Annotated in this window: 15 protein-coding genes; 2 read left to right on the top strand and 13 right to left on the bottom strand. The window is 73.8% G+C overall.

All coding sequences use genetic code 11. The features are described from left to right. Window positions 1–67 precede the first annotated feature (67 nt). Entirely contained in the window at window positions 68–1153 is a 1086-nt protein-coding gene (locus AB0L00_RS03970) for a hypothetical protein (RefSeq protein WP_364427947.1), read from the top strand. A gap of 10 nt (window positions 1154–1163) precedes the next feature. Here the strand turns inward: AB0L00_RS03970 and AB0L00_RS03965 are convergent, their stop codons facing one another. After that, on the bottom strand, window positions 1164–1631 hold the full coding sequence (locus AB0L00_RS03965) for a MarR family winged helix-turn-helix transcriptional regulator (RefSeq protein WP_364427945.1): 468 nt from the start codon (window positions 1629–1631) through the stop codon (window positions 1164–1166). Window positions 1632–1901: 270 nt separating this feature from the next. Between AB0L00_RS03965 and AB0L00_RS03960 the strand changes: the two genes are divergently transcribed. After that, entirely contained in the window at window positions 1902–2756 is an 855-nt protein-coding gene (locus tag AB0L00_RS03960) for a hypothetical protein (RefSeq protein WP_364427942.1), read from the top strand. A 34-nt stretch (window positions 2757–2790) separates the two neighbouring features. Here the strand turns inward: AB0L00_RS03960 and AB0L00_RS03955 are convergent, their stop codons facing one another. From AB0L00_RS03955 to AB0L00_RS03900, 12 genes are all read right to left on the bottom strand, one after another. Continuing rightward, entirely contained in the window at window positions 2791–6855 is a 4065-nt protein-coding gene (locus AB0L00_RS03955) for an alpha-(1->3)-arabinofuranosyltransferase family protein (RefSeq protein WP_364427940.1), read from the bottom strand. Next, window positions 6843–8000: a glycosyltransferase family 4 protein gene (locus tag AB0L00_RS03950; protein ID WP_364427938.1), complete on the bottom strand. Its 1158-nt coding sequence runs from the start codon at window positions 7998–8000 to the stop codon at window positions 6843–6845. Before AB0L00_RS03950 ends, AB0L00_RS03955 begins: the two co-directional genes overlap by 13 nt. Beyond that, window positions 7997–8770 (bottom strand): glycosyltransferase, encoded by a 774-nt coding sequence (locus AB0L00_RS03945; RefSeq protein WP_364427935.1) that lies wholly within the window; start codon window positions 8768–8770, stop codon window positions 7997–7999. Before AB0L00_RS03945 ends, AB0L00_RS03950 begins: the two co-directional genes overlap by 4 nt. A gap of 3 nt (window positions 8771–8773) precedes the next feature. Then, window positions 8774–8905, bottom strand: coding sequence for a hypothetical protein (locus tag AB0L00_RS03940; protein ID WP_364427932.1), 132 nt, complete (start codon window positions 8903–8905; stop codon window positions 8774–8776). 278 nt (window positions 8906–9183) lie between these two features. Then, window positions 9184–10476 carry a GAF domain-containing protein gene (locus AB0L00_RS03935; RefSeq protein WP_364427930.1) on the bottom strand — a complete coding sequence of 431 codons (1293 nt, stop codon included), beginning with the start codon at window positions 10474–10476 and terminating at the stop codon, window positions 9184–9186. A 65-nt stretch (window positions 10477–10541) separates the two neighbouring features. Beyond that, window positions 10542–12419 carry a hypothetical protein gene (locus AB0L00_RS03930; RefSeq protein ID WP_364427927.1) on the bottom strand — a complete coding sequence of 626 codons (1878 nt, stop codon included), beginning with the start codon at window positions 12417–12419 and terminating at the stop codon, window positions 10542–10544. A gap of 3 nt (window positions 12420–12422) precedes the next feature. Next, a complete protein-coding gene (locus tag AB0L00_RS03925; RefSeq protein WP_364427924.1) occupies window positions 12423–14702 on the bottom strand; it encodes an acyl-CoA dehydrogenase in 2280 nt (759 codons plus the stop codon). A gap of 19 nt (window positions 14703–14721) precedes the next feature. Then, window positions 14722–16920: an acyl-CoA dehydrogenase gene (locus AB0L00_RS03920; RefSeq protein ID WP_364427921.1), complete on the bottom strand. Its 2199-nt coding sequence runs from the start codon at window positions 16918–16920 to the stop codon at window positions 14722–14724. A gap of 110 nt (window positions 16921–17030) precedes the next feature. After that, window positions 17031–18968: a hypothetical protein gene (locus AB0L00_RS03915; RefSeq protein WP_364427918.1), complete on the bottom strand. Its 1938-nt coding sequence runs from the start codon at window positions 18966–18968 to the stop codon at window positions 17031–17033. A gap of 102 nt (window positions 18969–19070) precedes the next feature. After that, the gene (locus AB0L00_RS03910; protein ID WP_364427915.1) at window positions 19071–19853 is read right to left on the bottom strand and encodes an EI24 domain-containing protein; all 783 of its coding nucleotides are present in this window, start codon (window positions 19851–19853) and stop codon (window positions 19071–19073) included. Between the two features lie 36 nt (window positions 19854–19889). Next, window positions 19890–21392 carry an SDR family oxidoreductase gene (locus tag AB0L00_RS03905; protein WP_364427912.1) on the bottom strand — a complete coding sequence of 501 codons (1503 nt, stop codon included), beginning with the start codon at window positions 21390–21392 and terminating at the stop codon, window positions 19890–19892. Continuing rightward, on the bottom strand, window positions 21389–22759 hold the full coding sequence (locus AB0L00_RS03900; RefSeq protein WP_364427910.1) for a deoxyribodipyrimidine photo-lyase: 1371 nt from the start codon (window positions 22757–22759) through the stop codon (window positions 21389–21391). The genes AB0L00_RS03905 and AB0L00_RS03900 overlap by 4 nt, the downstream gene beginning before the upstream one ends. Window positions 22760–22768 lie beyond the last annotated feature (9 nt).

Here is a 22768-nt window from a genome sequence, read left to right as displayed (position 1 = left end):
CCTTCCGCCGTCGGGCTCCGTCTGTTTCGTGCCACCGAGCAGCGAGCCGACAGGAGAAGACCGACCGATGATGCGACAGCAGCAGAATAACGAGTTCGACGAGGCCCGGCCGTTGCTGCGGCCGGTGGCCCTCGGGGACCTGCGGCTGCCCAACCGGGTGGTGATGGCGCCGCTGACCCGGTGCCGCGCCACCAACGAGGACCTGGTCCCGACCGGCCTGCACGCCGCCTACTACGGCCAGCGGGCCGGCGCCGGCCTGATCGTCGCCGAGGGCACCTGGGTGAGCGCGGAGGCGATCGGCCTGCCGAACGTTCCCGGGATCTACAGTGAGCGGCAGGTCGCCGCGTGGCGCCGGGTGACCGGCCTCGTCCACGCCCTGGGCGGCCGTATCGTGCTGCAGCTCTGGCGCCCGGGTGACGACTCCCGGCCCGTACGGGAGATGAGCGTCCCGGACCTCGAACGCGTGATCGCGGAGTTCGGCGCCGCGAGCGGGAACGCGCGCCGGGCCGGGTTCGACGGGGTCGAGATCGCCGCCAACGGCACCCATCTGCTCGCGCGGTTCCTGAACCGGCGGCTGAACCGGCGCACCGACGGATACGGCCGCCCCGGGCACCGTCTCCTCCTCGAGATCGTCGACGCGGCCACCGCCGCCTGGGACGGCCGGCGTGTCGGGATACGCCTGTCGCCGTACTGGAGCGTCGCTGACGCGCCCGCCACCGACCGGACGCTCGTGGACCATCCGTTCACCGGTGACGACCGGTCGCGCGCGGACTATCCGTTCACCGGTGACGACCGGACGCTCGCGGACTACGACGCGCTCGTGGCCGAGCTCGACGAACGCCCGCTCGCCTACCTGCACCTGCGCGGTCCGATGCCCGGCGGGCCCGTCCCCGACTTCGACGCCTTCGCCCGGTACCGCAAGCTCTTCGACGGTCCGCTGATCGCCAACCACGGCTTCGACCGGGACAGCGGCTCCGCGATCATCGACGCGGGACTCGCCGACGCCGTCTCGTTCGGCCGCCTCTTCGTGGCCAACCCCGACCTGGTGGCCCGGTTCGCGCTGGGCCACGAGACGGCCGCCGCCGATCCGGGCGCCCACTACACGGGCGGCGCACGCGGCTACGTCGACCACCCGATCTGGTCGGCGTCCTGAGGATCTCCGGCTAGGCCACGGTGCCGCCGGTGTTCCGGATCATCTGCTGGAGCACCTTGAGGGCGGTGACGTAGTCGGCGTCGTCGATGCCCTGGTGGATGCGTGCGCGGATCTCCGGGGCGTGCCGCTTCAGGTCGGTGCGGGCCTCCTCCCCCGCCTCGGTGATCCACAGCCGGCCCTCTCCGTCGCGGGAGAGCCAGCCGCGCTCCACCAGGACCTCCGCCTCGGCCGCCAGGTCGTCCTCGGGGCGGAGGTAGGAGCTCATGGCCTGCCGGAGCTCAGGGACGGTCAGGCCCTGGCCGTCGGGCGAGATGTCGTTCTTTGACAGATTGCGCAGCAACCAGAACTGAGGCTGGGTGAAACCCAGCTCGGCCTGCCGGGCCCGGGTGAACGCGATGAGGGCCTCGTAGGCCACTCCGGTCCAGTACGCGGCGGGCTGCGCGGCGAGGTCGGCGTCAGAGATCTGCCCGGTCGTCATATGCGATGCCTCCTTGAATGCTCACTGATGGGAGGACCGTAGAACGTCAAGTTAAGTTGAGGTCAAATGCCGAACTGCGAGCCCACATCTACCGGCTCATCCAGCGGGCGAAGGAGGGCCACCGGCCGCGTCCGTGGAATCATCGGCCCGCGCCCACCTGGCCGGCGTCATCGAAGCCCTCTCAAGGCGACCGCACGGATTTGACTGACAGGCCATGGGCGACATGTGAGGATGCGTCGTAATCGGCAGCCGCATGTCAAGGAGTGACGCATGGATAACATTTGGGAGCCCATGCTGGACCCGGCCGAGCTCTGGGGTTCCGAGATGGCCGAGAAACTGGGCGAGGCGATCGGCCAGCGGTATGCGGACATCGCGGCGGCCGAAACACGCAAGATCACGCAGCTACGCGGCCACGCCAAGCTCGCGGTCGATCTGACCGGCCAGCTCATCCCCGCGCAGTCCGACGCCTCCGCACGGGACCAGATCACGAAGTCGATGGCCGGCGTCGCGGCGCTCGACCCACCGTCGTCGGAGACCCTGGTCGGGGGCGTACCTCTCGCCGTCCCACCGCGGGCGAACAGCTGCGTGACCAGTAACGGGCCGTACAACCAGTGGGGTCACACCTGGGACCCGCGCGCGCTGCAGCACTGGAGTTCTCCGGAGGCGATCAGTACGCCCACGCCTCGGGTGCTGCAGCCGCGGGTCGTCGTCGCGGTGGACGGGGAGCAGGAACAGATCACGGGATCCGGGTGCTGGTTCCAGGTCGGTGTCTCGGGACGGGTGACGCTCAACGTCGACTGGCGCTTCAATGCCGGGTGCGATGTATTCACGCTGCTGGCGGGCTATGGCTACGCGTCCATCGGCATGTTCGGCTCGGTCTGGGGAGCTCGGGAGAATCGATGGGTCGACCACGGCGGCGCCGGATTCACCCTGGCCGACCAGCACTACCTCGGCATTCAGGAATGGTCGAACGAGTCCCGGCGATTCAGTGTGGGCTTCGACGCGATCGCCGGCGGCGCGTATTACTGCGCGGGCTGGCTCCGCGTGCACGCGTTCGCGGCCGGGCTGAGCGGCGCCCGCGCCGAGGTCGCCGCCGTGCTGAATCCGTTGCAGGTGTGCACCTGACGATTCGCCGACGCCGTCGGCGCGACGTGCGTGACTACCTCTCCCGCGTCCGCGACGGCGCCGCGACCAGGCGGGCGACGATGACGAGGCAGAGGAGCTGAGGCAGGGTCTCGGTGCACAGGTGCGCCGCGGTGTGCTGCGCCGACTGCAGGCGCAGGCCGACGAGCAGGGACGCCGTCGCGGCGAGCATCGCCGCCGCCGGGAGCCACGGCGTGCCCAGCCGCGTACGCGCCGGGGCGAGGGCGAACGCCACCGCCGCGACCGCCGCCACGGCCGTCCCGACGAGGCCGTCGCTCCAGTAGCCGATGCCCGCCGCCGCGCCCACCGTCAGGACGAGCTCGAGGGTCGCGACGGTGCGGGACCTCGCCCGCGCGGTCTCCGGTCGCGGCTCCGGTTCGGCGGGGCGGTGGCGGGACGGCCAGAGTGCGGCGATCACCAGGACGACCAGGAAGTTCAGGCCGATGAGGACGGCGGCCTGGTACGTGCGGTCGGGGGTGTACGACAGGCGGACGGTGCCGATGGTGCCCGCCGGGAGCGCCCACGCCTGGCGCCAGCCGTCGATCCGTACCGGGTGCAGGGTCCGCCCGTCGATCTTCGCCTGCCAGCCGGCGTTGTAGTTCTCGTTGACCACCAGGTACGAGGCGCGCCGCGCCGAGACCTCGACCTGCCGGTGCTCGGACGTCCACCGCGTCACGGTCACCGGCGACGGCTCGCCGTTCCCGGCGGCCGTGGCGCCGGCCGGGGCGAGCACGGCGGAGTCGACGCGGAAGGCGTCGGACGGCGCCGCGGCGAGCCGATCGTCGCCCGCCTTGACCGTGACCGTGCGGCACGCCTGGAACCGGAACGCCCGCCCCTCCAGGAGGTCCGCGTACGTGCCGGTCGCGCGGGTCGGCACGTCGACGCCGTTCAGCCGCAGGTGGGGGCCGAACCCGCACGGCAGCGGGACGCGCGCGCCGGGGAGCGTCCGGAACGGCTTGACGCCCGGCACGGTGACGTCGGTGATCTGCGGCAGGCCGGAGAACCGAAGCGTCAGCCGGCTCGTCCGCATCGGCTTGAACGACACGCGGCCCTTGTCGTCCAGCGGCGCCTCGCGCCACTGGCCGTCGTCCCCCTCCACACGGATCTGGGTGAGATAGGCCGCGCCCGCCGGGCGACGTACGGTGATCTGCCCCACCTGGACCTTGCGGCCCCAGGACAGCGACAGCCACGGCGCGCGGTCGCCCGTCGCGGGCACCCACGTGGTCGCGGGGTCGGCGTCGAACGCGCCGCGTGGCAGGGTCGCGGGCTCCCGGGTCAGCGTCGAGCTCGCGGTGACCTGGAGGCGGGGGTCGGTACTCGTGTAGCGCTGGATCAGGTCCGGATCGGTGAGGGCGGCCGTCCCGGTCAGCTTCGCGGTGTCCGTACGGGCGGCGGTGAAGACGCGGTCGAAGGCGTACGGCTCCTCCGCCCGGCGTTCGAGGTACGGCGAGCAGACCCAGCGGATCGAGCCCCGCAGGCACGCCGGCATCCCGTCCGAGGTCCGGGACATGACCACCGTCGCGCCGGCCGGGACGTTCGGCAGGCGGTACTCGCGGCCCGCGCGCACGCCGTCGACGTGCAGTTCGGAGATGGCGACGCGGGCGGCGGCGGGGACGGCGGGCCGCGCGGTCAGCGACCGGATCCGGACGCGCAGCCAGCGGGTCCGCCCGGCGGGGACACGGAGCGGCTGCGCGGCGGAGGTACGGGCGAGGTGCTGGACGACCCGGCCGGTCTCGGTCTCGACGGCGACCTCGTCCGGCGGCGGGCCGAGGCCGTCGTCCTGGGCGAACGCCGCCGTGACGTTCCGGGGCGTCAGCGGGTGGTCGAAGTCGACGCGGAGCCACTGGCCGACGGGGCCGCTCCAGCCGCCGGTCTCCCACCGGGTGCGCGGGTCGCCGTCCACGGCGGCGTACGGGAGGGCGCCGGGCTGGTCGAGTTCGGCCGGTGAGGTGATGTCGGAGGCGGAGGCGGAGGCCGTGACGTCCTTGACGCCGGTGTAGGCGGCGACGGTGGAGTAGCGGTCCCAGCCGGGTTCGAGGACGTCCCGGCGGGTGGCGGGCACGCCCCGCTCCTCCGCCGCGGTCAGCGTGGGCGAGGTATGGCCGCGCAGTTCGCCGAAGTCGCGTTCGACCTTGCGCAGGGAGTCCGCGACGACGGGCCGGCCGGTCGTCTCGGGATCGTCGGCGCCGAACAGGACGGGCCGGCCGGTCGGCAGGCCGTCGTCGGCCATCGTGAGCAGGGCCTCCGGTGAGCCGTACAGCCGCAGGGCCCGGTCGGCGTCGAGCAGGCCGACGGTGTCGTCCGCGCCTTCGACCTCGTAGATCTCGACGGGCGCGTACGGCTGGTCCGGTGAGCTCACGGCGTCGTCCGGCAGGACGGAGCCGGCCGGCACCCCGCCGAACCAGGCGACCCTCCGGATGCCCGGTGAGGAGTCGAGTGCCTGGTGCACGCGGGCGGGCCACGCGCCGCGCAGGTCGTCGCGGCGCAGATCGTTGCGGACGAGGAGGTAGCGGATGCCCATCCGGGCCAGCACCTCGGTCAGCCCCGCGGAGCCCCGGCCGGTGGTGATCCGCTGGTCGATGGCGTCGAGCAGCCGCGTGACGCCGGCCGAGCCTGCGGGGACGAGCTGCCGCTCGCCCCAGCGGACGTTCAGCAGCGGCTGGGTGACGTCGTCCATCGGGCGGCCCCACAGGTACTCGCCGAAGCGCGCCCCCGGGACGGCCAGGACGCCCTGGTCCCCGGCGCGCCCGTTCAGCCAGGCGGCGGCCTCGCGCCAGTACCGCGGAACCTCACGGAAGTCGCCGTCGGCGGACAGGCCCGTGCTCAGCGCGGACAGCGTCACCCCGGCCAGGGCGGCGGCCGCCCCGGCGGCGGTCCACCTCCGCCACCGGAGCGGCGACGACAGCAGGTGCGCGAGGCCGAGGGCCAGCGGCAGCCGGACCAGGCCGTCGAACTTGTAGAGGTTGCGGAGCGGGGCGAGCGGCCCGTCGATCAGGTCCCGTACGGCGGGCGCGAGCGGGCCCGCGTGCCCGGCGACCATGACGACGAGGCCGGTCAGCAGCGTGAGGACGAGGAAGGTCCGCTCGGGGAGCCGGGCCCGTACGAGACCGGCCAGGCCGAGGGCGGCGACGAGACCGGTGCACAGGACGGGGAGCGTGGCGGTCGCGAAGGCGTGGCCGAGGGGCCACCAGGGACGGCCGTCCACGACGAGGAGGTTCAGCCAGCGCTCCGACCCCCGCAGGACGTTGGCGGGGCCGGTCGTCGCGGTGGTCGTCGCCGCTTTCTCGGTGTAGAGCAGCCACGAGTAGGCGTACCGGCCGAGCAGGAGCAGCGGCACGGACCACCAGGCGGTGGCGCAGCCCACCGCGACCGCCCACCACGAGAGGAGGCGCGTCCGGAACAGGCGCGGGCGCCCCCGGGGACTCCGGGTGAGCACGTACAGGACCGGGACGACGAGGACGGCGAGGACCGCGGTGGCGTTGATGCCGCCGCAGCAGGCGACGGCCAGCCCGGACCGGGCGGCCGCGCGGACCCGGCCGCCGCCGTGCGCGGCGGCGACCAGGGGCAGCACCATCCAGGGCAGCATCGCCAGGGGCAGGTATTCGGAGGAGTTCGTGCCGAGGGACGCCAGGCCGTGCGGGCCCAGCGCGAACGCGAGGGCGCCGATCAGCCGCGTGTCCGGCGTGCCGATCCGGAGGCGGCCGGCGAGGCGGCGGGCGCCGAGGAACGCGGTGCACAGCAGCGTCGCCAGCCACAGCCGCTGGACGATCCAGGCCGGCATGCCCGCCAGGTGGCCGAGCGCGTAGAACGGGCCCATCGGGAACAGGTAGCCCGACACCTGGTTCTGCAGCTGCCCGAACTGCTCGATGTCCCACAGGTGCAGCGCCCGGCCGAGGAAGCCGAGCGGGTTCACCGCCATGTCGATCTTGGTGTCGGCGATGATCCGGCCCGGCCGGGTCGCCGTCGCGAGGAGGGTCAGGAGCGCGCAGCCCAGGAGGGTCCGCAGGCGGTCCCGCAGCCGCTCGTCGAGGCGGTACGGCTCGGTGTCGGGGGACGGTTCGGCGCGGGTCAGCGCGGCCATGGGAACGACTGATCCTCCAGACCGTGCGCCGTCCCGCGCCGGACGGCCGCGTCGAGCAGCGCCGCCATGCGTTCGGCGCTGCGCGCCCACGTGAACTCGGCGGCCCAGGCCCGGCAGGCGGCGGCCGTCTCGCGACGTCGCTCCGGCCCGGTCAGCTCCTTCAGCGCCCGCTCGACGACGTCCGCGAGGTCCTCGCCGTCGCGCACGAGCCGGCCGGTCACCCCGTCGACGACGGCGTCGCGCAACCCGTCGACGTCGTACGCGACGGTCGGCACGCCGAGCGCCGCCGCCTCGGCCACACTGAGGCCCCAGCCCTCGCCCCGCGAGGCGCTGAGGTGGAGCCGGGCGCGGGCGACGAGCGCGACCTTGTCCTCCTCCGGCAGGTAGCCGTGCAGGACGACCAGGTCCGCCAGGCCGCGCGCGGCGATCCGGGCCCGCAGCCCGGCCTCCTCCGGTCCCCGCCCGATGACGTGCACCCGGACGCGGAGGCGTTCGGCGACGTCCAGCAACCGGTCGACGCGCTTGTGCGGGACGAGCCTGCTCACGCACACCAGCTCCGGATCGTCTTCCCCGGACTCTGGGACGGAGTCCGGCAGTGTGACTCCGTTGGGGACGATGTGGACGGGACCGGTCCAGGCGAGGCGTCCCCGCATGGCGGTCACCGTGGACGGGGACACCGCGACGCAGGCGTGCCGCCGGTACGTCCACCGGGCCACCGGCCCCTCGAGGAACCGGCCGATCCGCGCCAGCCACGCCGGGAAGTAGACGCCGAACTGGTCGTCGTGCACGTGGTGGACGACGCACAGCACGGGCACGCGGCGCGGCAGCACCCACGGCGTGAAGAACGGGATGCCGTTCTGGCAGTCGAGCACGGCGTCGAACGCCCGCCGATGCCGCAGCATCCAGGCCAGGACCAGCGGATACACGCCGAACCGGCCGCCCAGGCGTACGATCTGGACGCCCTCGATCCGCTCCCGCCGGGCCTGGCCGGGCGCCCGCCCGGTGACGAAGCACACCCGTGTTCCCCGCGCGGTGAACCACCGGGCCATCTCCCAGGCGTAGCGCTCGGCGCCACCGGCCTCCGGATGCCAGGGGTCGCGCCAGTTCACGATCGCGAGCGTACGCAGTCCCCCCTCGACCGTCATCTGGCGCCCAGCTCGTCGGCGACGGTGATGGGGCGCTGCGCGGCCGGGGTGCGGCGGGCCTCGGCGTGGATGCGGAGCAGATCGCGCAGGCAGCCGACGGTGTGCCGCCGTACGGAGAAGGTCGAACCGGGCACGTCGCGCCACACCACGGGGATCTCCACGGGGTCGGCGCCCCGGCGCCGGCAGTGCAGCAGCAGTTCCACGTCGAAGGCGAAGCCGGCCGTGCGGAGGTCGGCGGCGGCGGCGCGGGCCAGCGGGCCGGTGAAGAACTTGAACCCGCATTGCGTGTCGGCGACGCCTCCCGTGAGGTCGTGGACGAGGCGGTTGAAGGCGAGCGCGCCGACACGGCGCAGCGGGTGCCCGTACACCTCGACGATCGAACCCGGATGCCGCCGCGAGCCGATGACGACCTGGTGCCCGGCCCGCAGCAGGACGAGGACCTCGTCGAGGGCGGCCAGGCCGGTGGCCATGTCCGCGTCGCAGAACCCGGCGTACGGGGCGGTGGTGGCCAGCAGACCGGCCCGCACCGCCGCCCCCTTGCCGGGCACCGGGCAGTGGACGAGACGCACCGGCACCGGCCCGGACCAGCGCTCGGCGATCCGCGCGGTGGCGTCAGTGCTGGCGTTGTCCACGACGACGATCGAAGCGCTCAGCGGCAGCCCGGCCAGCTTCGCGGACAGCCGTTCCAGGCCGTACGGAAGCCGCCCGGCCTCGTTGCGCGCGGGGATGACGACGTCCAGCGCGGGGGCGGGCGGGCACTCCGGGTGCACGGCTCACCGGGAGCCGTAGTTGTACAGCGGCTTGACGACCGGGTCCTGCTGCGAGGTCGTGACGACGCGCACGACGCCGAACGAGGTGATGAGGGCCAGCACGATTCCGGCCAGCATGGCGACGGCGATCCGCATCATGGCTCCTTCGGCGACAACGATCTGAAGAGGCTACCGACCGGTAGCCGCATTGACCACACAACCGCCGCAAAAGTAGTGAACGACGCTATTGCCGTAGGCCATTGCGAAACCGGCGTCTCTCTGCTCCGGGCGGCACCCGGGACGGCCCGTGAGGAAGGTGGAACCAGATCCGGGGAGTAACCGGCCGCAGCGCGGTGAGGATCGATGGACGGTTGAGAGCCCGCTGGTGCCACGGCCGGGTCAGTGCCCGTCATGGCGGGCGCTCGGGCCGCTGGTCAGCGGTTGAGGTAAGCGGCCAGGCCGTCGGGTTCTTCGTTGGCGATGAACACCGACCGGACGTTGATGAGGGCTTCTTCAACGTGAGTGGTGCAGCCCCACGCCGCATCGCCCCAGGAGTCGGCGATCTTGATCTCGGCCGGTTCGGTGCATCCGGCGCGACCGCCGAGCTGGCAGCGTTCGGGGTGCGGCGTGGTGGCCTGCGCGGCGGCGGCGGCACGCATCCGGTCGGCGAGTTCTGCGGCGGCGGCGGCGCGTTGCTCAGCCTCGGCGCGCAGTTGCTGCTCGGCGCGTACCGCTTTGGCCAGCTCGTCGTGGGCCGCTTTGGCGCGTGCCTCGGCGGCCGCCTTCTCCTGTTCGATGTAGTGGCGTTCGATGGCCAGGGCCGCGGTGTCGGCGAAGACGCGGGCGAGGGCGAGGTCGGTGTCGTGAGGGACGCGCGGGGTGCGGTGATACATGGCGAAAGTGCCCAGCAGGCTGCCGTCGCGGGCCAGGATCGGCGTGGACCAGCAGGCCGCCAGGTCGGCACGGTCGGCCAGCTCGCGAAAGTCATCCCAGAACGGGTCGGTGGCGATGTCGGTGACGATGACCGGTTCCCGCCGATACGCGGCCGTGCCGCAGGAACCGACGCCTTCACCGGTGGCGATCCCGTCGATGGCCTGGTTGTAGAAGTCGGGCAGGCTGGGTGCGGCGCCGTGGCGCAGGTGCCGGCCGTCGGGGTCGGCGAGCAGGACGGAGACGAGCATCTCCTGCGGCGTCAAGTTCTCGATGCAGCGAGCCATCCCGTCGAGCACCTCGGTCAGCGGGGCCTGCCGGGCGATCTGCTCCAGTAGGGCGCGGTGCTCGGCCATCAACCGCTGGGCCTGTTTGACCTGAGTGGTCTCCACGCCGATCACCCGGATCCCGGTCACGTTGCCGTCGGCGTCGCGGCGCGGCTCGTAGGTGAAGTCGAAGAACGCCTCCCGCAGGTGCGGGTCGGAGCCCAGCATGACCTGGGCGTCGCGGCCGATGTAGGGCTCACCGCTGCGATAGACCTCATCCAGCAACGCGATGAAGCCCTGCCCGGTCAGCTCGGGCATCAGCTCGGCCAGCGGAACCCCGGTGCGAGCCCGTTCTTCGCCGATGGCGGCGAAGAACGCCGGGTTCGCCGCCTCCACCACGTGCGCCGGCCCCGACAGCGAAGCAAAGACGGCGATGGACTGCCCGAACAACGCCCGCAGGTCCTCCGCCGCCGCTTGCCCGGGAACCGCCGGATCCGCAGCGGAGGATCGCTGGCCTGATATCCCCGTCATGTGCCGGTCTGCCTCTCATCTGGAAATGCCGAAGATCGATGGTGCGCCGAGCGGTGACAGGCCGGTCAGGCATCGGCGTCGTTCTCGACGACGCGGATGGTCCCGCACCACGCCGGGGTGCTCACGGCCTTCCCTGCTCGCCGGCGGCCCGGAGCGGGGCGTCGGCGCAGTCTACCGTCCTTCCCCTGCTCACCATCGGGTGCCACATCCTCGACCGGTCCGAGGAGGAATGCGCCTGCCTGTTCGGCATCGGCGGGCGGGATGCGGTAGAGGGTCAGGGCGGGTCCGGTGACGACGCGTTCCGCGCCGGGGAGCCGGGCCGCCCAGGTTCCGAACTCCTCGGGCGCGTCGACGGCGACGTAGCGGATCCCGTGGGCGCGCAGCGCGTCGGTGAGCGGCGCGCCGGAGCTGATGAGGGGGTCCAGTGCCCGGGCCCGCGGGTCCTCCACCGCCATCCGGAGGTCCCGCCGCCCGCCTGTCCCGACCCGTACGGCGTCGTTCAGGACGACCCGGCCGGGCAGGTAGCGGGGCAGCGGATCGAGCACCCGGCGCCCGCCGTTCCAGGCGTAGGTCCGGTACGCCTCCCACGGCAGGACGAGCACCGTGCCGGGCTCGGCCGCCACGACGGCGCGCGCCCGCGACCAGGCGGCCGGATAGCGCACCGCCGCGAGCCGGCCGCCCGCGCCCCAGGCGAGGCCGGGCAGCAGGGCCACCGGGACGAGGAGGGCCAGGACCGCCAGTTCGGGACGCCCGCCCGCGACCCGATCGACGGCCGGACCGGCCCCGACCGCCTCCGGGCCGCTGCCCGCGACCCGGTCGACCGCCGGGCCGGCCCCATTCGCTTCCCGACGTCCGCCCGCGACGCGGTCCACGGCCAGGCCCGCCCCGACCGCGACGACGACGGCGAGCGGCGCGACGTACTGCTGGCCGTCTCGCAGTACCGCGAATCCGGGCCACAGCCCGATCGCCCAGCGCAGGAGGCCGGGGACGACCGCGCCGAGGGCGGCGAGGACCAGGCCGGCGAGCGCGGCGACCCCCAGTCCCCGGGTCGCGGCCGCCCGGCCGCGCGCGTACGCGACCAGGGCGAGCAGGACGACGCACAGCCAGGGCACGGCGGTGACGACGGCGCCGTACCCGGACGGCACGGTCTCGGCGTTCCAACCGCCGCCGAGGAGCAGCAGGCTGCCGAGCGTGCCGAACGGCGTGTCCGCGCGGGCGGCGAACGCCGCCACTCCGGCCGGGTCCGCCGGGACCCCCGAGAACCGCGTGAGGGAGGGAACGAGCCACGGCAGGCTCATCACGAGCAGCCCCGCGAGCAGCCACGGCAGTCGTCTTTTCTCCGACCAACCGACCCCGACCGGCCTCCCGGCCCCCGACCGACCGACCCCGACCGACCTCCCGGGGCGCGGCCGGTGCAGGCCGATCACGAGGACGACCAGGCCGGACACGGCCATCGCGGCGAACCCGCCGATCGCCGCCGGCACCAGCGCGAGGACCAGCCGCCGGGGCTCGCCGCGCGCGGCCGCCCGCACCACCCAGGGCAGCGCGGCGTACCCGAGGAGCAGCGCCCACTGGCCGAGCAGCAGCCGTTCGGCGACGAAGGGGTTCCAGGCGTAGACGACCCCGCCGGCCAACCGGGCCGTGAGCCGTTCCGAAGGGACCAGCGCGGCCGCGGACACGCAGGCGATCACGAAGACGGCCAGCAGGATCGCCTTCTGCACGACGTCCGCGGGCGCGACCTGGGCCAGCGCCGTGACGACCGCGTCGCTGGGCACGTGCCGCGGCAGCATCCCGGCCAGCCCGAACGTCTCGCGGTCGAACGTCGGATGCGGCACGAACACCATGTCGTACGCGAGCGTGAACCCCGGGGCCAGCGCGGGCCCGAGCGCCAGCAGCCCTAGGACCAGCCCCGTCCCGGCGGCGACGACGGAGCCTCGGGACACGCGCTAACGTCCTGGTTCGGGGTCCCGGGGCAGCCCGAGGAGGCGTTCGGCGATCACGTTGAGGTTGACCTCGGTGGTGCCCCCGCCGATGGTCATCGCGCGGGAGGCGAGCAGCAGCCTGGTCCACTCCGCGCGCGGTCCCGCACCGGGCGGGCCGGTCAGCGCGCCCTCGGCGCCCAGCAGCCCGAAGCCGTACTCGGTGACCCGCTGGCCGTGTTCCATGCCGACCAGTTTGCTGACGTTCGCGGTGGCGCCGGCGTCCACGCCGGACAGCCGTTTGAGGGTGGCGCGCAGGCCGAGCAGCGCGAACACGTGCGCGTCGGCGACCAGCCCGCCCACGCCGTCGCGGGTGACCGGGTCGTCGGCGAGGCCGAGGTCGCGGACCAGCTCCAGCAGCCGGGGCACGTCCGCGCCGAGCTGCCAGCCGGTCGACAGGTTCACGCGTTCGGCGGTGAGCGTGACCCGCGCGACCTGCCAGCCGGCGTTCACCGGACCGACGACGAGGGAGTCGGGCACGAAGACCTCGTCGAGGAACACCTCGTTGAAGACCTCCGCGCCGGTGAGGTCCTTCAGCGGCCGGACCTGCACGCCGGGAGAGGTCATGTCGACGAGGAAGTAGGTGATGCCCGCGCGCTTGGGCGCGTCCGGGTCGGTGCGGGCGACGCAGATCCCCCACTGGGCGTACTGGGCGAGTGAGGTCCAGATCTTCTGCCCGGAGATCCGCCAGCCGCCGTCACATCGGTCGGCGCGGGTGCGCAGGCCGGCCAGGTCGGAGCCGGCGCCCGGCTCGCTGAAGAGCTGGCACCACACGATCTCGCCGCGGAGGGTGGCGGGCAGGAAGCGCTCCTGCTGCTCCGGCGTGCCGTACGCGGCCAGCGACGGAACGACCCACGCGCCGATGGCGAGCTGCGGGCCCTTGATCGCGGCGGCCCGCAGCTCCTGGTGGATGATGACCTGCTCGAGGGGCGAGGCCGCCCGGCCCCACGGCCGGGGCAGGTGCGGCTGCACCCAGCCGCCCGCGGCCAGCTCCGCGATCCGCTCCCGCTCGTCCAGCGCGGCCAGTTCGGCGACCCGCGCCCTGATGTCGCGCCGCAGCGGCTCGGCCTCGGGCGGCAGGTCCAGTTCGCGTTCCCGCCTCTCCCCGGCCAGGGCGAGCCCGGCGATCGACGCCCGCTCGTCCGCCGCGCGGCCCAGCACCGCCCGCAGGGTCAGGGCGCGCCGGTAGTACAGGTGGGCGTCGTGCTCGAAGGTGTAGCCGATGCCGCCGTGCACCTGGATGCAGTCCTCGGCGCAGGCCACGGCCGCGTCGGGGGCGACGACGGCCGCAACGCCGGTGGCGTACGGGACCTGGTCCCCGGCCGCGACGGCCTGGGCGGCGTCCCAGACGGCGGCGCGGGCCTTCTCCAGCTCGATCAGCATCCGCGCGCACTTGTGCTTGACGCCCTGGAACTGCCCGATCGGCCGGCCGAACTGCTCACGGGTCCGGGCGTACGACGAGGCGCCCTCGACCGCCCACCCGGCGACCCCGCACGCCTCGGCGCCGAGGATCACCGCCGCGAGGGCCCGCACGTCCTGCGCGGTCAGTCCGGTCAGCACGCGGTCGGCGGGCACGACGGCGTCACGCGCCACGACGCGCGCCGACCCGAGTACGGCGTCGACGGCGTCCAGTGTCTCGACGTCGCACTCCCGGCGGTACAGCGCGACCCACTCCTCGGCGCCGTCGCCGACGGCGACCGGGACCACGAGGACGTCGGCCGTCGGGCCGCCGAGGACCGGCCCGGCGCCGCCGCCCACGATCAGGGCGTCGCCGCTCCGCCGCCCGGTGAGCCCGGTCGCCAGGCACACCGCGCCGGTCAGCGTTCCCCCGGCGAGGCCGGGCAGCAGCTCCTGGCGCGCCTTCGGCGCGTCGGCGGCGGCGATCACCGCGCTCGCCAGCACCGTCGGGACGTACGGCCCCGGAACCAGGGCCCGGCCCATCTCCTCGACGGCCACCGCGAGCTCCAGGACGGAGAAGCCCTGCCCGCCATGCTTCTCCGGAAGGTGCAGGCCGAGCAGCCCCAGCTCGGCGAGCTCCCCCCAGTGGGCGGGCCGCGGCGCGCGTACGGCCTGCTTCCCACCCTCGCGGCTTCGCCCCGCCGCCCCCTCGTCGTCCGCGCCGGCCGTCCGCACCACCGCCTCGTCCGCGACGGCCGCCCGGACCACCGCGCGGGACGCGTGCCGCTCGGTGAACCGGCGTACACTCGCGGCCAGCTCCTCGTGCTCCTCGGTCAGCCCGATGCCCATCCGGCGCTCCTCCGTGCCGCTACTTGCCGGGCTCCGGGTCGCGCGGCAGGCCGAGCATGCGTTCGCCGATGACGTTGAGCTGCACCTCGGTGGTGCCGCCGTAGATGGTCATCGAGCGGCTGAACAGCATGTACCGTGCCCAGATGCCGGTGGCCTGACCGGGCTCCTCCACGGTGGCCACCGCGCCCTGCGCCTCCCAGATGAAGTCCGCGACCTCCTGGTTGAACTGCACGCCGAGCAGCTTGCGGACGCTCGCCTCGGCGCCCGGCTCGTGGCCCGAGATCTGCTTGAGGGTGAGGCGCAGGCCGAGCAGGTCGATCGCCTGGCCCTCGCAGAGCAGCCGGCCCAGCTCGGTCAGCGTGGCCGGGGACAGGTCCTTGCCCTGGAAGGAGTTCAGGAGCTCCCGCGTGCCCGCGCCGAGACCCTGCCCGCTGGACAACTGCACCCGCTCGTTGCTGAGGGTGTTGCGGGCGACCTTCCAGCCCTGGCCGACCTCGCCGACGACCTGGTCGTCGGGCACGAACACGCCGTCGAGGAACACCTCGTTGAACATCGCGTCGCCGGTCAGCTCGCGCAGCGGCCGCACGTCGACGCCCTCGCCCTTCATGTCGACGAGAAAGTAGGTGATGCCGTCGTGCTTCTTGGGCTCGACCGAGCTGCGGGCGACGCAGATCGCCCACTTGGCGTGCTGGGCGAGGGACGTCCAGATCTTCTGGCCGGTGAGCCGCCAGCCGCCCTCGACCCGCTCGGCCCGCATCTGCAGCGAGGCCAGGTCGGAGCCCGCGCCCGGCTCGCTGAACAGCTGGCACCACACCATCTCGCCGCGCAGCGTCGGCGCGAGCCACCGCTCCTGCTGCTCCGGCGTGCCGTACGTGACGAGCGACGGCACGACCCACGCGCCGATGCCGAGCTGCGGCCCCTTGACCTTGGCGGCACGCAGTTCCTGGAGGATGAGCACCTGCTCCATCGGGGAGGCGGCCTTGCCCCAGGGCTTGGGCAGGTGCGGGAACACCCAGCCCTCGTCGCCCATCTTCGCGAACCGCTCCCGCTCGTCGGTGATCGCGGCGAGCTGCTCGACCTCCGCGCGGATGCGGTTGCGCAGCGGCTCGGTGTCCTCGTCCAGTTCGACCTCGACGGCGCGGCGTACGCCGTCGAGCGCCAGCCGCGCCACCGACCCGGCCCAGTCCTTGCCGGGGCCGAGCAGGACGCGCAGCGTCGAGGCGCGGCGCAGGTAGAGGTGGGCCTCGTGCTCCCAGGTGAAGCCGATGCCGCCGAGCACCTGGATGCAGTCGCGGGCGCAGCGCAGCGCGGCGTCCGGCGCGATGACGGCGGCGACGCCCGCCGCGAAGCCGGACTCCTCGGCGGGGTCGTCGGAGGCGCGGGCGGCGTCCCAGACGGCGGCGCGGGCCTTCTCCAGGTCGATCAGCATCCGCGCGCACTTGTGCTTGATGCCCTGGAACTGCCCGATCGGCCGGCCGAACTGCTCGCGGACCTTGGCGTACTCCGCGGCGGTGGTCACGCACCAGCCGGCGAGACCGACGGCCTCGGCGCCGAGGAGCAGCGCGGCCAGGTCGAGGACCTCCGGGCCCGTGAGGCCGGTCAGGACCCGGTCGGCCGGAACGGCGACCTCCTCGGCGGACACCCGGGCGACGCGGCGGGTGCGGTCCAGGCTCTTCAGCGGCGTGACCGTGAGCCCGGCGGCGTCGACGGCCACCCACTCCTCGCCCTCGTCGGTCGCGACCGGCAGCACGATGACGTCGGCGAGCCCCGCGCCCAGGACCGGCTCGACCGTACCGCTGATCGTCAGGCCGTCGTCCGTACGGCGGCCGGTGAGGCCGGTCGCCAGCGACAGCGCGCCGATCAGGGAGCCGTCGGCGAGGCCGGGCAGCAGCGCGGAGTGCGCCTTGCCCGCCTGTTCGGCGCGCAGCAGCGCGGCGCTGGCCAGCACGGTCGGCAGGAACGGCCCGGGCACGACGGCGCGGCCGAGGGACTCCAGGGCGACCGCGAGCTCCAGCAGCCCGGCGCCCTGTCCGCCGTGCTCCTCGGGCACGTGCAGGCCGAGGAGGCCCTGCTCGGCGAGAACGGCCCAGAAGGCCGGACGGACCTCTTCATCAGCGTCGAGCGTCGCGCGTACGACATCCACGGACGCGTACCGCTCCGCCCAGCCGCGCACCGCGTCGGCGAGCGCCTCGTGCTCCTCGGTCAGCCCGATCGCCATGTCCCCACCTCATCCCGCAATGTCCCGTCGCGGCCTACCTTAGATGGCCATCGACACGGATTGGAATGGGATTCGGTATGTGACACGGCTCTCGGGGGCCGAGGACCGGATCAGGCCACCTTGATCGAGCGCATGACGTAGTTGACGTCCGGCCAGAGCTTCTTGTCGGTGTTCGGCACCGTCATCAGCAGCACGCCGGGGGCCTTCTTGCCCGTGTCGACCACCGCCACCGTGAAGAGCTCCCCGGTGGTCTTCACGCCGTGCTGGCGATAGGTCAGGTAGTAGCCGACCAGCCACCCCTTGTGTCCGTCGACGTTCAGCGACTGCGAGGCCAGCACCCTCTTGTGGTGCGTGTAGCCGTACAGCTTCGCCTCGTAGGAGTCGGCGACCTTCGTCGCGGCGGCGCGCTCGGTGCCCGGCCCGCCGTAGGCGTCCTTGTTCGCGCCGCCCAGTTCGGCGCTCAGCAGCCGGCCCCAGCGCTTGGGCTCGCTCACCGCGAACTGGCCGGCGCTGAACCCGAGCTCGGCCATGGCGCTCTTCTGGGTCTGCATCTGCCACGGCTTGCCGAGCTTCGGGTAGGTCAGGCCGGCCCGCGTGTCGGAGATGTGCCCCACCGGTCGGGTGTGGGCGCCCTTGAACTGCGTGAGCGGCTTCTCCGGCTGGTCGTCCGCCGGCTGACCGGCCTTCTTCGACGTAGCCGCCTTCGGCTTATGGCTCGGGCTCGAGCTCGCGGTGTGGTCCGACTTCTTGCCGGCGGTCAGGAAGTACGCTCCGCCCGCCGCGACCAGGCCGACGACGAGCACGCCCACCACGGCCAGCAGCGGCCGCTTGGACCGGCCCTTCTCCTCGAAGCCGTCGTAGTCGTCGTAGCCGCCGGTCGACGGAGCCGTCGGTCCCCCGGCGGCGCCGTCGCCGTTCTGGTCCCGCATCCAATCCGGCAGCCGCAGGTTGCCGCTGCTCGGCTTGCCGGGCTGCGGCGGGGGGCCGGACGGGCCGATAGGCCTGTCCCACATCGCCGGGTCGTCGCCGTGCGAGAAGAAGTCGTTCTCCGCGGCCTGGTCCTCGGCCGACACCGGACCGCCCGCCGGGGACGGCGGGACTCCGGGCGCGCCCTGGAACGCCCCGGGACCGGGGAAAGGCCGGGACGGGGCGACGTCGTCGTACGGCTGCGGGCCGGCGGCCGGCGGTCCGGGCGGCGGTCCGGGCGGCGTCGCCGGGCCCGCCACGCCGTCGCCGGGGCCGAGCAGCGACTCGAACGAATAGGGCTCGGACGCCGGGCCCGGACCCGCGCCGTCGGCCGCAGGGCCGGTGTCGACGCCGGCCGCACGCGTCGGATGAGCGGGGGCGAACCCGAACGACGGGTCCGCCACCTCGTACCCGTACGTGGCGTCCCGCGCGTCGTACGGGGCGACCTGCGGACTCTCGGCCCCGAAGGGCGGCGTGGAGCCGGGCTCGGTCTCGGGCCGGACGGGCTCGTTCGGGCCGGAGGAGTTCTCCACCGTCCGGTGGCCGAACGACGGCGTCTCCTCCTCCGGCACGGACGGGAACGCCGTCGTCGGCTGGAAGGCGACCTCCGGCTCGGCCGGCGGCTCGGCGCCGAACGAACCGTCGCGCTCGGCCGGCGGCTCGGCGCCGAAGGAACCACCGGCGGAGAAGGAGCCGGTCGGCTCGGCGGACGGGCCGGCGCCGAACTCGGCGGGCGCGCCGAAGCCGCCGTACCCACCGGACGCCCCGGACTCACCGGACTCACCGGACTCACCGGAGCCCTCGGGTGCGGGCGTCGCGGGGTCGGCGGGCTCGAACGGCGCGCGCTCCCGGCGCGCCGCCTGCGGAGACTGCTCGGACGCCGAGACCGTGGGGAACCCGCCCGTCGGCGCGTCGTCGTCCGCCCAGGAACCGGGCTGGCCGCTCACCGGCGGGAACGCCGACGCCGCGGAGTCTCGTCCGCTGACCTCGGGAAGCGGCCCCGTCGGCTCATCCTGTTCGGAATACGGGCCGCTATGGCTGTTCGCCGGACGCCACTGCCCGGCGCTTCCCTGATCAGACATGCCGCACAGGTTACGTGAAGATCAACAATTCTCGCGTCGAACACTAATTACGGCCAGGCCACAGCTTGTTAGCCGCGGCATGGCGTCACCGTGACGTCCGTCTCACGCCTGAGTGTCCGCGAGAGCACCGCGATCGGGCGGAATTCCCGGCCTGGCAAGCCGTTCACGCGCCAGCAGCGTACCGCCGGCCACCGCACCGGGCATGGCCAACACGGAACCGAGCGGAATGAGGAAGGTCACGAACACCGCCACGCCGAATCCCAGGGACAGCCCCCGGTCGCGACGCAGGAGCGCGAAGCGTTCGCGCCGCCGGACCCCGCGGCGCTCCAGCGCGATCGACGTCAGCTCGAACGTGAGGAAGTATCCCGACACGCACGCCGCGAGGACGGGGACGACCGTCTGGCCGACGACCGGCAGGAAGCCCAGGACGAAGAACAGCACGGCGAAGAGCGCGGTCACCGTCCCGACGACGACCCCGTCCGCGATGGCGCGCGCGAGCTGCCGCAGCAGCGGAACCCGGGCCTCCGGAGGCAGCCCGCCCGCGCCCTCCTCCACCCGCCCCGACAGGCTCTCGTAGAAGGGATCGCCGACGATCAGGGTCACGGCGGTGAACGTGACGATCGCGATCATGATCGCGGCGCCGAAGACGAGGACGGCGATCAGCCCGCGCGTGGCGCCCCGCGCGGCCTTCGACCAGTGATCGGCGAACGGGCTCATCGCCTTCGCCAGATCCCAGTCGTAGTGGGCCAGGACCACGAGGGCGGCGACGTAGACGGCGAGGACGATCAGCGCCGGAATCAGGCCGAACAGCCATTGTTTCGGGCGCCGCGCGACCCATGCCATGCCTCGCAGGAAATACCGGACTCCGGTCGCCAAATCTCGCACGCGCCCACATTAGAGCCCGAACACCGTCCGACACCCTCACCGCGCGTACGTGGCGGATCTCGGCGCGCGCGTCGCCGCGCGTTCGGCCGCGCGCCGGACACCCCGCACCATCCCGCCGAAGACGATCTCGTGGCACGGCCGGATCGCCCACCAGTAGAGATGGCCGAACAGGCCGTGCGGACGGAAGACCGCGCGCTGCCGGAACCAGGTCCGCCCGCCCCGCTCCTCGACGCCCAGCTCCAGCCAGGCGAGGCCCGGCAGCCTCATCTCGGCCCGCAGACGAAGTGACACCCCGGGGACCAGCTTCTCGACCCGCCAGAAGTCCACCGTGTCACCGACGCGCAGCCGGTGCGGGTCGCGCCGCCCCCGGCGGCTCCCGACGCCGCCGACCAGCCGGTCGATGCCGCCTCGGACCGCCCAGGCCGTACGCCAGGAGTACCAGCCGGCGTCCCCGCCGATGCCCTCGATGACCCGCCACAGCACGTCCGGAGGCGCCGCGACCGGCGACTCGCGGACGTCGGTGTACCGGGTGCCGCCCGCCCACGCGGGGTCGGCCGGCGACGGGTCGCTGGGCGGCGCGGCGGCCGAGTCCGGAGTCGTGGCCTCGGCCTCGTGGGCGCGCCGGAGCGCCAGGCGCATCGCGTCGTCGAAGCCGGTCGGCCCGCCCGGCGGGTCGGGCACGAACCGCCGGATGTCGTGTTCCCGGCAGACGACCTCGTTGGACTGGGACTCCACGAGGGGCCGGGCCAGGCCGCCGGGCACCGGGGTGACCAGGCCGACCCACAGGCTCGACAGGTGCGCGGTGAGGATGGGGACCCGCACGACGACGCGGCGCGGCAGCCCGGCCAGCGCCGCGTACCGGCGCATCATCTCCTCGTACGTCAGCACGTCGGGGCCGCCGATGTCGAAGGTCCGGTTCACCGACGGCGGCAGCGCCGCGCATCCGACGAGGTACCACAGCACGTCGCGCACGGCGATGGGCTGCGTGCGCGTGCGCACCCACCGGGGGGTCACCATCACCGGCAGCCGCTCGGTGAGGTAGCGCATCATCTCGAAGGAGGCCGAGCCGGCGCCGAGCACGACCCCCGCGCGCAGCACGGCCGTCGGCACGCCGGACGCCAGGAGGATCGCGCCGACCTCCGCCCGGGACCGCAGATGCTCCGAGAGATCGCCGTCACCGGCCGGGACCAGGCCGCCCAGGTAGACGATCCGGCCGACGCCCGCCTCCAGGGCCGCCTCCCCGAATATCCGCGCCGCCCGCCGGTCCCGCTCCGCGAAGCCCGGACCCGATCCGAGCGCGTGCACCAGGTAGTACGCGACCGAGACCCCCTCGAGGGCCGTCCGGACCGCGACCGCGTCCAGGACGTCCGCGCGGGCGACCTCCACCCGCCCGAACCACGGCCGGGCGCGCAGCCGCTCGGGAGAGCGGGCCAGGCACCGCACCCGGTACCCGGCGCCGAGCAGCTCGGGCACCAGCCGGCCACCGATGTACCCGGTCGCCCCGGTCACCAGGCACAGTTCCCGGTCCTCGCCGCTCACCGCTCACCCCCGGACCGCGCCCGGTGGAACCGCTCCCGTCCCTCGTCGAGATCGATCAGGGGATCCGGGTAGTCCAGCCGCCGGCGCACCTCCGTGGGCAGGAGCCACGGGCGGTGCACGGCGGCGCCCTCGATCTCGGCGAGCTCCGGCACCCACCGGCGCACATAGTCGCCGCGCCGGTCGAACCGCCGCGCCTGCACGAGAGGGTCGATCACCTGGTTCGGCCGGGTGCTGGCGCCGGTCCCGGCCACCCACTGCCAGTTGAGCTGGTTGTTCGCCACGTCCCCGTCGACCAGCAGGTCGAGGAAGTGCCGCGCGCCCACCCGCCAGTCGACGTACATGATCTTGGTCAGGAAGCTCGCCGTGATCAGCCGCCCGCGATTGTGCATCCAGCCCTGCTCCGCCAGCTGCCGCATCGCCGCGTCGACCAGCGGATATCCGGTGCGCCCCCGCCGCCAGGCCGCGACCGCCGCCTCCTCGGCCCGCCAGCGATCACCCCGGGGCCGGTAGTCCTCGTGCGCCACCTCCGGATGGTCCGCGAGCAACTGCCGGTTGAAATCCCGCCAGGCCACCTGCCGTACGAACGCCATGGCGCCGGGACCGCCCACCGCGGTGGCCCGGCGCACCAGTTCGACGGCCGACAGACACCCGAAGTGAAGGTACGGCGACAGCCGGGACGTGGCGTCCCCGGCGAGATCGTCGTGCCGGTCGGCGTACCGGGTGACCGGCCCGTCCAGCCAGGCGGCCGCCCGCCGCCGCCCCTCGCCCTCCCCGCCGCGCGGCAGTACGGGCGACGGAGCGCCGTCGGCCAGATCGGCGCCCGACGGCAGGCGCTCGGACCGTACGGCCGGGACCGGCACCGTGTCCGGATCGGCCAGCGGCTCCCGTACGGGGACGTCGCTCCACTTCCGGAAGTACGGCGTGAAGACCGCGAAGTGCCCACGAGACGCGGGAGTGATCGCGCCCGGCGGGACGACGGTGACGGAGTCATGGACGCACAGCCGCCGACCCGAGGTTTCCAGCGCGCGGCCCAGCCGCGCCTCACGCCGCTGCGCGTACGCGCTGACGTCCCGCGCCAGGTGCACCGACCCCGCCCCGGTCTCCTCCGCCACCCGTACGACCTCGGCCACGACGTCGCCCCGGCGCACCACGAGCCGACCGCCCCGGCTCCGCAACGCGCCGTCCAGATCAGCCAGGCAGTCGGCGAGGAAGGCCGCCCGGTTGGGAACCACGAACCCGGCGTCCCGCACCCCGTCGTCGACGACGAACAGCGGCACCACCTGATCCGCCGCGTCCAACGCCGCGCGCAGGACCGGATTGTCGTGCACCCGCAGGTCGGCCGTGAAGAGACAGATCGCAACGGACATCACTTATGG

This window comes from Actinoallomurus sp. NPDC052308, from assembly GCF_040679195.1.
Lineage (GTDB): Bacteria > Actinomycetota > Actinomycetes > Streptosporangiales > Streptosporangiaceae > Actinoallomurus > Actinoallomurus liliacearum.
This window is presented reverse-complemented; position numbering and strand designations above follow the sequence as displayed.